The organism is Empedobacter sp. UBA6305, from assembly GCF_002440405.1.
Taxonomy (GTDB): domain Bacteria; phylum Bacteroidota; class Bacteroidia; order Flavobacteriales; family Weeksellaceae; genus Empedobacter; species Empedobacter falsenii_B.
The window spans coordinates 1-13,696 of record NZ_DJTP01000002.1 but is presented as its reverse complement, the minus strand read 5'-3'; the positions used below and the strand labels follow the sequence as shown (position 1 = coordinate 13,696).

General features: G+C 30.8%; 14 protein-coding genes and 3 tRNA genes. 8 read left to right on the top strand and 9 right to left on the bottom strand.

Annotated elements, in window-relative coordinates; all coding sequences use genetic code 11:
* Positions 1–3 precede the first annotated feature (3 nt).
* The 4 genes from B3M86_RS00355 to B3M86_RS00340 form a co-directional block, all read right to left on the bottom strand.
* Positions 4–363, bottom strand: a complete 360-nt coding sequence (locus tag B3M86_RS00355; RefSeq protein WP_125350396.1) for a hypothetical protein — start codon at positions 361–363, stop codon at positions 4–6.
* 18 nt (positions 364–381) lie between these two features.
* On the bottom strand, positions 382–1,383 hold the full coding sequence (locus B3M86_RS00350; RefSeq protein WP_291075677.1) for an acyl-ACP desaturase: 1,002 nt from the start codon (positions 1,381–1,383) through the stop codon (positions 382–384).
* 9 nt (positions 1,384–1,392) lie between these two features.
* Entirely contained in the window at positions 1,393–2,127 is a 735-nt protein-coding gene (locus B3M86_RS00345; protein WP_221855787.1) for a lysophospholipid acyltransferase family protein, read from the bottom strand.
* A 64-nt stretch (positions 2,128–2,191) separates the two neighbouring features.
* Positions 2,192–2,593, bottom strand: coding sequence for a hypothetical protein (locus B3M86_RS00340; RefSeq protein ID WP_291075675.1), 402 nt, complete (start codon positions 2,591–2,593; stop codon positions 2,192–2,194).
* Between the two features lie 101 nt (positions 2,594–2,694).
* Here B3M86_RS00340 and B3M86_RS00335 point away from each other — a divergent pair, with 101 nt between their 5' ends.
* Positions 2,695–2,946 carry a hypothetical protein gene (locus tag B3M86_RS00335; protein ID WP_291067372.1) on the top strand — a complete coding sequence of 84 codons (252 nt, stop codon included), beginning with the start codon at positions 2,695–2,697 and terminating at the stop codon, positions 2,944–2,946.
* Positions 2,947–3,922: 976 nt separating this feature from the next.
* Here the strand turns inward: B3M86_RS00335 and B3M86_RS00330 are convergent.
* The 3 genes from B3M86_RS00330 to B3M86_RS00320 form a co-directional block, all read right to left on the bottom strand.
* Positions 3,923–3,996, bottom strand: a tRNA-Arg gene (locus B3M86_RS00330).
* Positions 3,997–4,023: 27 nt separating this feature from the next.
* Positions 4,024–4,098, bottom strand: a tRNA-Pro gene (locus B3M86_RS00325).
* 30 nt (positions 4,099–4,128) lie between these two features.
* Positions 4,129–4,212: transfer RNA gene (locus B3M86_RS00320), tRNA-Ser, on the bottom strand.
* Between the two features lie 145 nt (positions 4,213–4,357).
* On the opposite strand from B3M86_RS00320, the gene B3M86_RS00315 reads away from it, so the two are divergent.
* The 7 genes from B3M86_RS00315 to B3M86_RS00285 all read left to right on the top strand — a co-directional run bounded on the left by B3M86_RS00315 (position 4,358) and on the right by B3M86_RS00285 (position 10,096).
* Positions 4,358–5,272 carry an N-acetylmuramoyl-L-alanine amidase gene (locus B3M86_RS00315; protein ID WP_291075674.1) on the top strand — a complete coding sequence of 305 codons (915 nt, stop codon included), beginning with the start codon at positions 4,358–4,360 and terminating at the stop codon, positions 5,270–5,272.
* 156 nt (positions 5,273–5,428) lie between these two features.
* Complete coding sequence (locus B3M86_RS00310; protein WP_291074561.1) at positions 5,429–5,803, top strand: VOC family protein; 375 nt, start codon at positions 5,429–5,431, stop codon at positions 5,801–5,803.
* A 2-nt stretch (positions 5,804–5,805) separates the two neighbouring features.
* The gene (locus B3M86_RS00305) at positions 5,806–6,054 is read left to right on the top strand and encodes a hypothetical protein (protein ID WP_291075672.1); all 249 of its coding nucleotides are present in this window, start codon (positions 5,806–5,808) and stop codon (positions 6,052–6,054) included.
* Between the two features lie 3 nt (positions 6,055–6,057).
* Positions 6,058–6,624: a pentapeptide repeat-containing protein gene (locus tag B3M86_RS00300; RefSeq protein WP_291075670.1), complete on the top strand. Its 567-nt coding sequence runs from the start codon at positions 6,058–6,060 to the stop codon at positions 6,622–6,624.
* A gap of 429 nt (positions 6,625–7,053) precedes the next feature.
* Complete coding sequence (locus tag B3M86_RS00295) at positions 7,054–8,286, top strand: hypothetical protein (protein ID WP_291075668.1); 1,233 nt, start codon at positions 7,054–7,056, stop codon at positions 8,284–8,286.
* A 35-nt stretch (positions 8,287–8,321) separates the two neighbouring features.
* Positions 8,322–9,854 (top strand): MFS transporter, encoded by a 1,533-nt coding sequence (locus B3M86_RS00290; RefSeq protein WP_291075666.1) that lies wholly within the window; start codon positions 8,322–8,324, stop codon positions 9,852–9,854.
* Positions 9,855–9,868: 14 nt separating this feature from the next.
* On the top strand, positions 9,869–10,096 hold the full coding sequence (locus tag B3M86_RS00285; RefSeq protein ID WP_291075664.1) for a DUF6814 family protein: 228 nt from the start codon (positions 9,869–9,871) through the stop codon (positions 10,094–10,096).
* 242 nt (positions 10,097–10,338) lie between these two features.
* On the opposite strand, the gene B3M86_RS00280 is transcribed toward B3M86_RS00285, so the two are convergent.
* Positions 10,339–11,070, bottom strand: coding sequence for an MBL fold metallo-hydrolase (locus tag B3M86_RS00280; RefSeq protein WP_221855799.1), 732 nt, complete (start codon positions 11,068–11,070; stop codon positions 10,339–10,341).
* A gap of 96 nt (positions 11,071–11,166) precedes the next feature.
* Positions 11,167–13,329 (bottom strand): S46 family peptidase, encoded by a 2,163-nt coding sequence (locus tag B3M86_RS00275; protein WP_291075661.1) that lies wholly within the window; start codon positions 13,327–13,329, stop codon positions 11,167–11,169.
* Positions 13,330–13,696: the final 367 nt, after the last annotated feature.

The following is a 13,696-nucleotide window of genomic DNA, read 5'->3' as shown; positions in this document are numbered from 1 at the left end:
TTTTCAAAAATTATTCAAATAATCTACATTCGGTATTTGATAAACTTTATTACTATCAAAATTTTTAATTTTATTACCCCTTACCATAATTCTTTTAGTTCCAGACTCTGTTGAAAAAATAATTTGAAAATCTTCATCAAAATTTTTAGAATCTATTTGTTTAGCTTTATTTAAAATAACTAAAAGTTGTTTTATCTGATTGTCATTTAATTGTTTTATTTCTGAAAATTTTCCATTTGAATTACTATCAGGTCTTTCTAATATAACTTCTTTAATTTCATTAATATTAGATGGATAATTTAACCTATCAATATTTGAACATGAAATTATAAATAGAAAAAGTAAAACAATCTTGATATACATCTTAATAAAATTGATTTTCTATTTAGCTGTCGCAGGAACTAACCACTTGAATTGTGGTCCTACTTCAGGAATTACAATACGTTGCGAAATTCTATCCATTCTATCTGGGAATTTCATGATATAATCTCTTGCTTTTTCAGCCTCAGCATTCAATCCAGAGATTTTATCTAATTGCCAAGCTTCAATTAATTTTCGCATAATATCGATGTAATCAAACGCTGTGTACACATTAATGCGTTGCGCTGCATCTGAAAACGCATCAAACAAAGTTCCTCTTTCTTCACCAGAAGCTCTTAAGAAATGCGCTGGCATTACAATTTTAAGTTTGAACATATGTTGAACAGCTAACATCATTTCTGAAGGATCTACTTCGAAAATACGACGAACGAATTCTGTGTAAGCTAAATGGTGACGCATTTCATCTCCTGCAATAATTTTACACATGCGCGACAATTTTTTCGCTCCGTATTTTTTTGCAATTGCTGATACATTATTATGCGATACATAAGTTGCTAATTCTTGGAAACTTGTGTAAACAAAGTTTTTGTAAGGATCGTGAGCTGTTCCAATGTCGAAACCGTCATTTATCAAATGTTGCGTTGTTACTTCAACCTCGCGCATATTGATACGTCCTGATAAATACAAAAATTTATTCAAAACATCACCGTGACGATTTTCTTCTCCAGTCCAATGGCGAATCCATTTTGCCCAACCATTTTCTAGGTAATTTCCTTCTTCATCTACTACACCGTCCATTTGCATCAACCAAGATTCGTAGGTTGGCAAAGCTTCCTCGGTAATGGTATCACCAATCAATGTAATCCAGAAATCATCTGGCAAATCTTTCGAAAGCTCTTGTAATTCTTTGATTTCATCAAAAAAAGAATCTGTTTGAGAATTCGGTAAAAAATCTGTTGGTTGCCAAATTTTATCGGCTGGAACTAAGAATTTGTCCATATAAGCATCAATATCTTTCTCAAGAAATTGCATTACTTCCAGGCGAACATTTTTTATTGACATATAATTATTTTATGCGGTTATACTACTTTTTACAGTTTTTTCGGTAAGCTCGAATATTTCATCAAACTTATACTCACTCACTTTTAAGGGTTTATGGTATTGTATCGTTACTTTCGCGCCCAAATACATCGGAAATTTACCCCACTTTTCTATTTCCCACGTATTATTTAGCGTAACGGGAACAACATAAGCGTCTTTAGCATATTTCGTCAAAACTTTCAATCCATTCTCTTTGAAAGCCTTTGGTACTCCATTTTTGCTTCTTGTACCTTCTGGAAAAATAATAGCTGAATAATTATTTTTCTGAATGTATTGCGCTAATTTTTTTATTTCCTCTATTGCTTGTTTTCCGTTCTTACGATCGATTAATGCAGAACCTCCATGCGTTAAATTGTACGATACACTGGGAATTCCTTTTCCCAATTCTATTTTCGAAATAAACTTAGGATGATAATCAGCCAAATCATATTCCAACGGAGAAATATCATACATACTTTGGTGATTACTCACAAAAATCAATGGTACATTTTGTTTCAAATTTTCTCTTCCTTTATAGGTATACGTTGTACCCAAAATTCTTGTCCAAAAAACCAAAAGACCATTCATCACTTTTACACTTTTGTGATGAGCAGCATAACCTCCCAAATTGTAGCACAACCATTGCACAACATGCATTACCAACAACGTTAATCCATAAAAAATATAAAAGATTATAGATAACGGATAACTTAAAATTTTCTTCAACATTAGAAATTTAGACAAATTTAATAAAAAATTATGCTAAGCATAATATATTTTTCTAGGCGATTTACTTTATTAATTTCAAAGTTAGCTTTTCTTGATGAGCTTCATCATAAAAAGTAATTTGATTTGATGATTTTACTTTAAAATATGCAGTTTTTTGCAAATTTTGAATCAAATTTTGAGGAATTTCGCAATCAGAATTCACTTGTTTTAAATGATTAAAAATTATAGCTTGATCTATTTTGGTATAATCAGCCGTAATAATTCCGCAAACCGTTTTCATTACCATTTTTTTCGTTGCATCTTCAAAAATAATGTAATCTCCTCCATCGTCAATATTCCATTTACCCGACAAATCATTAATTTCTGGAGTCACAGTTTTCGATTCAGTAACTGTTTTAGTTGGTAAACAACTTGTTAATCCTAAAAAGAAAAACAAAAGTATTGCTTGAATTGTATATTTCACGTGGTTTTATTTGTAACGAAGGTAGAAATATTTTGAATATTATGGATTGATTTTTTTAATATTCAATATTATTAAGAAATTTGTTTTCTAAATAAGCAACAATGGCAAACACAAAGAAAGGAGAAGTTTTTACGGATCAAAATAACATCAAAAAAGTAAAAATTGAACGAAAACCAAGTTTTCCTAAAATCTATATTTTGACCGATGATTGTCAATTTGTAGAAGATGGTTTGTATGAATTAGATTTTTTTGAAACGCCAAGTGTTACCAATTTCAAGTCTGAATTGAATCCAACTATTCCCGCTATTAACTTTAAGCAGTTGAGTGAAAAAGGGAAAGATGTTTTACAATAATGTGATAAAATAATTTCCCCTAAAAACACAATTAAATAACAATACAATATCCATTGTTGAAAAAATAGAATTCTACATTTTTTCTTCTACTTTCCTTCGAGGTTTCTTCGACCGTTGTTCGACGAAAATGCCGTTTCGTCGAACAACGGTCGAAGGATGGTCGAACAACAGTCGAACAAGCTAAAAAACAACTAAAAATCTATATTGCTCAAAAACATGATAAATAGAGGCGTAGAAAAGAATTTTATTTTTCTTGTTACCTTTATTGAATAAATAATAATAGGACAGATGTGGACAAAACCGGACAAATGTGGACAAATGCGGACACAAAAATGTTTTTTTGTAAGTATTCTAACTTTTTTTAGTATCTTTATAAGTCTTCGTTTTTTGAAAAATCAACAAAATACCAAATAAGTCATTTTATCATTGGTTACGAAAAGATAAAAATTTATAATCAGTTTATGTATGAATACGTTTGAGTATAAAAATGAAAAATCATATTTAGAAAGACGAAATTTTATTAAAAACTTCCTCCGAAATTAGCATGTTCAAATAGTTTTGAAATTCCAAAATAAGGAATAAAACTTAGAAGTAATACAAGATATAATATCCAGTTTTTATAGTTAAAAATAATGGATATTATTGAAAAAAGTGGACACAAAATAAAAGATAAAATTCCTGTAAATGCTATAAAATCAAACAAAAAAATTTGACTTCTTGCTATTTCAGTTCCATTAATACTAAACATAATTATAAAACAGAAAAAAAAGAATATTGTCAATCCTAAAAATATTCTTAATATTTTAATTCTAGTTGGTTGATTCATACAATTTATTTAAAATAAAAATAAGTAAACATTACATAAAGCATCTCACTGAAAATAGTGATTTACAATTCACTTGAAAATTAAACTATAATAAATCAGAAATAAATAAAAAACCCACACTGATAACCAGTGTGGGTTTTCTTTAGATTGTGATCCAGTCAGGATTCGAACCTGAGACCTACTGCTTAGAAGGCAGTTGCTCTATCCAGCTGAGCTACTGGACCAATCCAAAATTTTATTGCTAAAATTCGTCGGGGTGGCAGGATTCGAACCTGCGACCTCCTGCTCCCAAAGCAGGCGCGATGACCGGGCTACGCTACACCCCGAGTGGTGTTTTATTTCTAGCTTTAAAAAAGCGGAGAGACAGGGACTCGAACCCTGGCATCGGTTTCCCGATGACAGATTAGCAATCTGCTCCATTACCGCTCTGGCACCTCTCCTAACTTTTAAAAATAAGACTGATTAGTCTCATAAAGCGGTTGCAAATATATATTGACTTTTATTGCAAAACAAGTCTTTTTAGAAAAAAAATTAAATTATTTGGCTTAATTTTGGCTATTCAAAAGACTATTTAGAACTAAAAGAATGAATTTTAAAGGATTAGTATTTTCGGCAATTTCTTGTTTTTTTATTTTGGCTAGTTGTGCAACTAAAACAGTTCCACCAAAAACAATTACAAAAGTAATTCGTGACACAGTCATTATCAATTCAAAAACAGATCAACCGGAAATGACTCGAGCTGCAAAACTCGACAAGTACAAGGTAACAACAGATTATTATCCATCTATCTCGCAAGATGAACGTGTACGATTTTTGGTGTTACACTACACAGCAATCAACACAGAGTTATCGTTAAAAGTATTGACTCAGAAAGATGTAAGTGCGCATTATTTGGTAAATGATTATGATGACAAAACAATTAATCTTTTAGTTGACGAAACAAAACGTGCATGGCATGCAGGTGTTAGTAGTTGGAAAGGATTGGATAATATAAACTTTTCTTCTATTGGTATCGAAATCGTTAATCTTGGAAACAAAGGAACGGATGCTTATCCAAATTACATGCCTTATCCAGAATATCAAATCAAAAAAGTAGGTGAATTGACACAAGATATTGTAAAACGTTATAATATTTCTCCTTTTAATGTAATTGGGCATTCTGATGTTGCGCCAGGAAGAAAACCAGATCCGGGTCCACTTTTCCCTTGGAAAAAATTATATACAGATTACGGTGTTGGTGCCTGGTACGATGATACAGACAAGTATGTATTTATGCAACAATATCCTTGGGATACAACAAGTTCCGTTTTTATCACACAAGTGCAAACTGATCTTAAGAAATATGGGTACAACGTTCCTACAAATGGAATGATAGACGCGCAAACAAAAAATGCAATTGTGGCATTTCAGATGCATTTCCGTCCAGAAAAATACGATGGAGTTGTAGATGCTGAAACTTGGGCAATCTTGAAAGCATTAAACAAAAAATATAATCCATAAATCAATTTTGATTTATAGTATGAAACTCCTACGTGTTAGGAGTTTTTTATGGAATAAACTTTCAGTAAAATAATATGAATAAATAGCTTAATTTTCATTAAAAATGGAATTGAGAGTTAAGAAAAATTGAAGTAATTTTATCCAAAATAATATAACATGGCTTTTAAAAGTTTGCGCCCAATTATTTGGACGAAAGATTTACAAAAAACAACAAAATTCTATAAAAAATTAGGATTTAAAATTGCTGATCAAAATGAAGATTGGATTTGGGCTTGCTTGCAAAAAGACGATGTAGAAATTATGTTGGCTTATCCAAATGAAGGTGCTGATTTTGAACGAGCTAATTTCACAGGTTCTTTTTATTTTGTTGTAGACAATATAGACGAGTTGTGGAATCAAGTAAAAGATGATTGCGAAGTTGTGTATGAAATTGAAGCCTTTGAATGGGATATGCGCGAATTTGCAATCTACGACAACAATGGTTATATCTTACAATTTGGACAAGAAATAGAAGTTACATTCGAAGATTAATTATGATCTCAAAACGATATTACAACATTATTTTAGCAATAATTATTCTGATTATTCCAATTGTTTTTTACATGATTATTAACACTATGGTTCATATAAAATATGAAACCGACGGAGTTGACATTTGTATTTCTACTATAACAGGAAAAAATCTTTGTTCGCAAATCGATCAATTAAAAGTTACTATTTACATTGACATGATTGTGATGATTTTCTGGTTAGCCCTAAGAAATTTGATCGTAAAAAAATAGCTTATGGATTATCATTTCGAAGAAAAATTTGAACAAATTAATTTCTCAGAAAATCAAAATATATCTGGTGAATATGAGAATTGTGAGTTTATAAATTGTGATTTGAATGGATTAGATTTAAGCGACATCAAATTTATTCAATGTCAATTTATCGAATGTAATTTGAGTAATTCGACTTTAGAAAACACAAGCTTTCAGCAAGTTGAATTTATCAATTGTAAAATGATTGGTTTTAATCTCGAAAATTCGAATAAATTTGGATTAAGCATTTCATTTGAAAATTGTACGTTAAACGATTCATCTTTTTATGAACTACCGCTAGAAAAGACGAAGTTTAGCAATTGTTCTTTACAAAATGTAGAATTTTCTTTTGCAGATCTTAGTCAAGCCTATTTTATGAACTGCAATTTGGCTCACTCCATTTTCTATCAGACCAATTTAAAACAAGCCAATTTCAAAACGGCTTATAACTTCACGATAAATCCGAATGATAATCAATTAAAAGGCGCGCAATTTTCCAAAGAGAATTGTATCGCATTGTTAGATTATCTTAGAATTACAATAAATTAAAAAAAGGTTTCGAATAAAATCGAAACCTTTTTTATGCTTTCTACTTATACTATTCTAATCAGAATAAATAATTTCAGATTATATTTTACTAAATCATAACATTTTAGAATAAATTACTTCTATATTTTATCAATTAGTCAATAATTATTTCTTGATTTAATAAATAATAAGATTATTATTGCATCTTTTTTTGATAAATTTTCTGAAATAAATCCAACTCAGATTATCAACTTAAAACTTTTCTTGACATTTTTTTAAGAAATTAAAAAAAATATTAGCGTATTATTTACACTAATAAAATAAAAAAGAAATTCTTTATCAAAAAAAGCATTATTATTATTCAATACATTATTTTAGACAAACTTAAGTCTATTAATTAAGTCAATACAAAATCACAAATAATGTACAACTAACACCATTTATTAAAAAATGAAAAAAATTTTTGTCGCACTTGCTCTACTATCCACTTTTGGAGCCACGGAATTGAAGGCTCAATACGCTTCTGAATATGATGGCGGTTTGGTTGTTAAATTAAATCCAGAAGGAAGTAAATATGTCCGATTTATTCTTTGGGGACAAACTTGGTTTCAGGATTACGAAGGAAAACACGCCAATGATGGATTTTCTATCAAACGAGCGCGCGTTCTTGCTTATTCACAAATCAATGATCGATTCATGATTTTAACGCATTTTGGTGCAAATGGAATTTATGATAATAATCTTTCTCCGATGGGGAAAAGTACAGATGTATCGTTTTTCATGCACGAAATGTTTTTACAATATAAAGTAACGAACAATTTAGCAATTGGTGCTGGAGTTCACAATTTTGGTGGAATTTCTCGTGGAAATGGTCAAGGTTCTATCAATATGTTGACACTAGATAATAACAGAGCTGACTGGTCTACACTTGGTTTGTCTGATCAATTTTCAAATCATTTGGGAATGTTTGCTAAAGGGCGAATTGGAAAACTAAATTATCGTTTAGCATTAAGTGATGCTATTACGAATACTTTGGATGGAAACTCTTCGACAGTTTTACAAAACGGACAAGAAAAATATTTGGGAAAAGCGATACTTGGAGAAGGTAAATATGCAGTTTCAGGATATTTTGATTATCAATTCTTAGATCAAGAATCAAATGCTTTGCCTTATCGTGTTGGAACTTATTTAGGAACTAAAAAAGTATTCAATATCGGAGCTGGATTTTTTAATCAAAGCAATGCAATTGTCAAAAAAGAAAATGATAATTTGATTGGAGAAAATGTAACTCATCTTGCTGTTGATGCTTTCTACGATGCACCAATTGGAAAATCATCTTCGATAACAGCTTATGCGAAATATCAAAATTCGGACATGGGCGAAAATTATGTACAAGGAAATGTTGTAGGAGATGGAAACCAATTTTCTGGATATGTTGGTTATTTATTACCTAAAAACATCAAAGAAGGCGAAGGGAAATTCCGTAATAGAATTCAGCCATATGTTGGGTATTCTTACAGAGATTTCAAAGGTCTAGTAAAGCCTGCAAACGAATTAAAATTAGGTGGAAACTGGTACATTGATGGTCAGAATGCTAAAATTTCTATAGAATATCAAAAATCTTTCGATCAACCAAAACACATGGACGACATGATAACAATACAAGCAATGATATTATTATAAAAACACACAAGAATTAACACAAAAACACATTATTTATGAGCGAAACTGCTAACAAAAAAACAATCTGGAAAGTGATTGGTGCTTCCTCGATGGGAACGCTAATTGAATGGTATGACTTCTTTATTTTTGGAAGTTTAGCTGTTGTAATTTCTACTAAATTTTTCCCAGCTGACAATCCTACAGCTGCCTTTTTATCAACCTTAGCAACATTTGCTGCTGGATTTGTTGTACGTCCATTTGGTGCATTATTCTTTGGTCGATTAGGAGACATTATTGGTCGTAAATATACGTTTATGGCAACTTTAGTATTAATGGGAGGAGCAACTTTTTTGATCGGATGTATTCCATCTTATGAATCAATTGGTTTTATCGCACCTTTATTAGTATTAATCTTACGTTTATTACAAGGTTTAGCACTTGGAGGCGAATATGGAGGTGCTGCAACATACGTAGCAGAACACGCACCAGACGGAGAAAGAGGATATTGGACGTCTTGGATACAAACCACTGCAACAGTCGGTTTATTTGTTTCCTTACTGGTTATTTTATTGACAAAAACATTATTATCAGAAGAACAATTTGACCTTTGGGGATGGCGAGTTCCATTTATTTTATCAATTTTGATGGTTTACGTTTCATACTTGATTCGTAAAAATATGGACGAATCGCCAGCTTTCAAAAAAGCAAAAGATGAAGGAACAACTTCTAAAAATCCTTTGAAAGAATCTTTCGGGAATCGTTACAACATGAAATTCGTTTTATTAGCACTTTTTGGAGCTGTAATGGGACAAGGAGTCGTGTGGTATACAGGTCAGTTTTACTCGATGAGCTACATGAAAACGGTGATGAATGTAGAATCTGATCAAGTAGATTCTTTGTTAGGAATTGCTTTATTATTTGGTACACCTTTCTTTGTGTTCTTTGGATGGTTGAGTGATAAAGTTGGTCGAAAATGGGTGATGTTAATCGGAATGATTGTCGCAGTATTCTCGTATCGACCAATTTACGAATCAATGTATCAAACAACAAATCTTGAAAACAAGGAAGTGATTGCAGCACAAACAATTGAAAAAACTGAAATCAAAAATATTGACGAAAAATCTGATTCTATTTATACAATTCAAAAATCATTTACAGATGGTACAACTTACAAACAAGTTACGACTCGTCATTTAGAAAATGGTCAAGCAAAAATTGTAGATGGAAAAGTAAGTGAAATTGTAAAAAAATCGACACATATTAATAGTGGTGATAAATGGAAATTAGTTGGATTAATTTGGATTCAAATTATTTTTATCACAATGGTTTATGGTCCAATTGCTGCGTTCTTAGTAGAGATGTTCCCTGTTAAAATTAGATATACATCGATGTCCTTACCTTACCACGTAGGAAACGGAATTTTTGGAGGTCTTTTACCTGCTGTTTCTACTTATTTGGTAACAAATGCCAAAAACAACGGAGATCCGAAGTTTTACTTAGAAGGTCTTTGGTATCCTATCGGAATTGCGGCTGTTTGTTTTATCATCGGAGCAATTTATATCAGTAATAAAGACAGAAATGTTAATTAAAAAAACTATTAAAAATGGAAGCAATTAAAAAAATATTAGGAATCGTTTGGATCGCATTATCACTTGTTATAGCCTACTTTTGTGTTATGGAATTTGGAATTCCAAAATTATCATCAGGTTCGCAAGATGATTTAGTATTCGGAATTATTATTCTATTTGTCCTTACACCAATTATTGTTATTGGAATGGCTCTCTTTGGCTATTATGCATTACTTGGTGAATACAGTGAAGAAAAAATGTAAAAAACTATACACGAAATCCTCAACACATGTTGAGGATTTTTTTATATAAATGTATTTTCAATAAACCTTTTTATTAAATCCATAAAAAACAAATCATAAAACGTTAATATCTTTTTAAGAGTTTTAGCATAGTTTATGTCAATTAATTTTAAAATCAACAAAGGTACTCGAAGTTAAACTGAAATATAATTCAAATACAAAAAGCCTTGCAAATACAAAGCTTTTCATTTATAATATAATTTCTAAAATTGTTTTATATCTGTTCTTTTTCCGTGATAGAAAAGTATTTTCCAATGTTCTTTTTTCGCATCAACTTCCCAACGCAAACGATCTTCCATCGCTTTTACACCATCTGCATCATTCTTGAAAGCGGCATGATATTTAAAATAATTTAATTGAGGTAGATTGTCAGCTCCATAAAATACAATTTCATCATTTTCTTTGATCCAAAAAACTTGTTGAAAAGGAACGTGTCCTCCTGTAACTTCGAATTTGATATTATCCGTTATATTTCCACTATCATCATTCATCCATACAATATTTTTGAATGATTTTAACTTTTCTAAACGTTCATAATTATAAGAATTATCTGTTTGAGCAACCGCATAATCATATTCGCGTTGTTGAATATAGATTTTTGCATCAGGAAAATTACATACAAACTGCTCTCCTACCCAACTTCCTATACTGTTGATATGATCTTTATGTAAATGCGAAATTAATACTTTCGTAATTTGATTTGGATTAATATTATGTTCGCGTAACTTTCTTAAAATAATTGGTTCGCAATCTATTTCAGTTCCGAAACCACAATCAATCAAAATATTTTCTTCTCCAACTTTTACCAAAAATGGACGAACAATCAAATTATATCCGTCAGCGGGATTCTTTATTTCAATATTATCACCTAAATAATGAAACTCTTTTTTTGCATCAACATGAAAAACACCTTCTAAAAGAGGAATAACTTTCATTTACTTTTATTTTTTACAAAGGTAATTCGTTTAGATTCTCTCTACAAAAAAAGGCTTCCAAAATAGGAAGCCTTAAAAATTATTATGATTCAAATCTTATTTTACAATTGTCATTTCATCAACAATATGTTTTGCTCCAGCGAATTTGTCAACAACCCATAAAACATAACGAATATCTACAGAAATCGTACGTTGTAATTTAGGATCAAAGATTACATCACCAGCCATTGCTTCAATGTTTCCGTCGAATGCAATACCGATTAATTCACCTTTACCATTCATTACTGGAGAACCAGAGTTACCACCTGTAATGTCGTTATTTGATAAGAAGTTTACGTGTAAATATCCATCTTTATCTCCATATTGTCCATAATCTTTTGCTTTCGCTAAATCTAATAAACGTTGTGGATTTTCGAATTCTTCGTCACCTGCAATGTGTTTTGCAACTGTACCTTCTAATGTTGTGAAATAGTTAGAAGCAACATCTGGTTGGCGTTTTGGATTTGTACTTATTGGTAAATTTTGAATAGAACCGTAAGTTAAACGTAACGTAGAGTTAGCATCTGGATATAAAATATTTCCGATTTTAGACTCACGTAAACCTTTTACCAATAAACGGAAGTTTTTAGAATAAACATCATTCAATTTTGCTTGTTCATCTGTTTGCTTAGAAGCTCTTTCTACTAAAGCATTTGACAAAACATATAAAGGATCTTTTTTCAACACTTCAACATCTGGAGAAATCAAGAAATTCTCAACTTGTTTTTGATCAGCGAAGAAACTTCTTTCAACTGCATCATTTACATAAGCTGTAAAGTTCTTGTTATTTTGCTTCGCTAAATCAGCAACATAAGGTGCTAAACCAGCTTCGTTCGCTTTAGATGCATAAAGATTTAATTGAGCAGCCAATAAATCTTTTTCTAAAGGCAAGTACATTTTTTCGTAGTATGCATTGATTGCATTCTGAATTTTTGGACGCATTTCATCACGTTTTGCATCATTTGCAGCTGCATAATTTTCTAATGCTTTTCCAATAGAATATGGCGCACTTGCTAAAGTTGAGTAACGTAATAAAATGTTGATGTAATTATTATGACGAGCATCTAAATTTGTTTTCGCATAATAATTATTCAAATTCGAAACAACATAACCATATTCAGCTTTGTTTGCTCCTTTTTGAGCCCATTTATTGAATTTTTCTTCTTCTTTTGTTTTCTTAGCAACAGTTCCATGAAGTTTTAATGCTTCAATCATTCCATCACGATTTTTCCAATAGTTCGCAACTCCAGCATATTTAGAAGCATAATCAATATTTACTTTTTGATTTTGCTCCATATATTTTTTCATTTGATCCATTGTCACTTTAGAAGCTTCAACCCATGCAGGATAAGCGTACTCTACATTTTGAGCAACACCTTGTGCTGGCATCCAACGATTTGTACGACCTGGATAACCCAAAATCATAGCGAAATCATTTGGTTTATATCCTTTTAAAGAAACTGGTAAATGATGTTTTGGTTGCAACGGAACATTGCTTGTAGAATAAGCTGCAGGATTTCCATCTTTATCACCATAAACACGGAACATAGAGAAATCTCCTGTGTGACGTGGCCATTCCCAGTTATCTGTATCTCCACCATATTTTCCAATAGAACTTGGAGGTGTTCCTACTAAACGTACATCTTCATAATCTTGGTATACAAAGTAATAATATTCATTTCCTTGGAAGAATGAACGAACAGAAACTACATATTTTCCGTTTTCGCTGTTTTCTTTCTCAATTTTGGCAATCTCTTGGTTAATCGCTTTTTCACGATCCAACTCAGACATTTTATCATTTACAACACCTAAAATACGTTTAGAAACATCATCCATACGAACGAAGAAACGTACTTTTAAACTTTTTGGTTTTAACTCAGCAGCTTTATCTTTTGCCCAAAAACCATCTTTTAAATAATCATGTTCTGGAGCAGATAATTCAGCAATCGCACCATAACCACAGTGGTGATTTGTCAAAACTAAACCTTGACCAGAAACCATTTCAGCAGTACATCCACCACCAAATTGTACAATAGCATCTTTTAAAGAGTTATTGTTGATACTATAAATTTCTTCAGAAGTTAATTGTAAACCTTGTTTTTGCATATCACGGTGATTCAGACGTTCGATGAACATCAAAAACCACATTCCTTCGTCAGCTTTCACTTTAAAAGGAAAAAGCATAACCACTAAAAGCGTGGATAATAATTTTTTTTTCATTATTTGTTTGTCTTCAATTTTACGAATTGCTAAAATAATTGATTATCTGAAGTTCTCCTAATCTTTAAGTATTTAATAAAGTTTAATTGAGATTTTATTGTAAAAAAACGATTACTTTTATTTAATTAACACAAAATTTGAATAATGAAAATTAAAATCAATAATCTACTTTGCTTTCTAATTGGTTTTATTGGAATGGTTGGTTTCATTATTATTTTGAATAATCAAACTAAATCAAAACCTGAATATTTTTTTTTGATGAAACTAATTTATCATTTGAATATATAGATGAAATTAGAAAATATAATTTTGAAAAAAATCAATTCGAACAATATTATATTGAAGATGTACTCTTCCCTTTGTTAGG

Coding starts and splice junctions, on each gene's coding strand:
- B3M86_RS00355 (WP_125350396.1), bottom strand. CDS start 363: ATGTATATCAAGATTGTTTTACTTTTTCTATTTATAATTTCATGTTCA.
- B3M86_RS00350 (WP_291075677.1), bottom strand. CDS start 1,383: ATGTCAATAAAAAATGTTCGCCTGGAAGTAATGCAATTTCTTGAGAAA.
- B3M86_RS00335 (WP_291067372.1), top strand. CDS start 2,695: ATGGCAAACACAAAGAAAGGAGAAGTTTTTACGGATCAAAATAACATC.
- B3M86_RS00315 (WP_291075674.1), top strand. CDS start 4,358: ATGAATTTTAAAGGATTAGTATTTTCGGCAATTTCTTGTTTTTTTATT.
- B3M86_RS00310 (WP_291074561.1), top strand. CDS start 5,429: ATGGCTTTTAAAAGTTTGCGCCCAATTATTTGGACGAAAGATTTACAA.
- B3M86_RS00305 (WP_291075672.1), top strand. CDS start 5,806: ATGATCTCAAAACGATATTACAACATTATTTTAGCAATAATTATTCTG.
- B3M86_RS00300 (WP_291075670.1), top strand. CDS start 6,058: ATGGATTATCATTTCGAAGAAAAATTTGAACAAATTAATTTCTCAGAA.
- B3M86_RS00295 (WP_291075668.1), top strand. CDS start 7,054: ATGAAAAAAATTTTTGTCGCACTTGCTCTACTATCCACTTTTGGAGCC.
- B3M86_RS00290 (WP_291075666.1), top strand. CDS start 8,322: ATGAGCGAAACTGCTAACAAAAAAACAATCTGGAAAGTGATTGGTGCT.
- B3M86_RS00285 (WP_291075664.1), top strand. CDS start 9,869: ATGGAAGCAATTAAAAAAATATTAGGAATCGTTTGGATCGCATTATCA.
- B3M86_RS00280 (WP_221855799.1), bottom strand. CDS start 11,070: ATGAAAGTTATTCCTCTTTTAGAAGGTGTTTTTCATGTTGATGCAAAA.
- B3M86_RS00275 (WP_291075661.1), bottom strand. CDS start 13,329: ATGAAAAAAAAATTATTATCCACGCTTTTAGTGGTTATGCTTTTTCCT.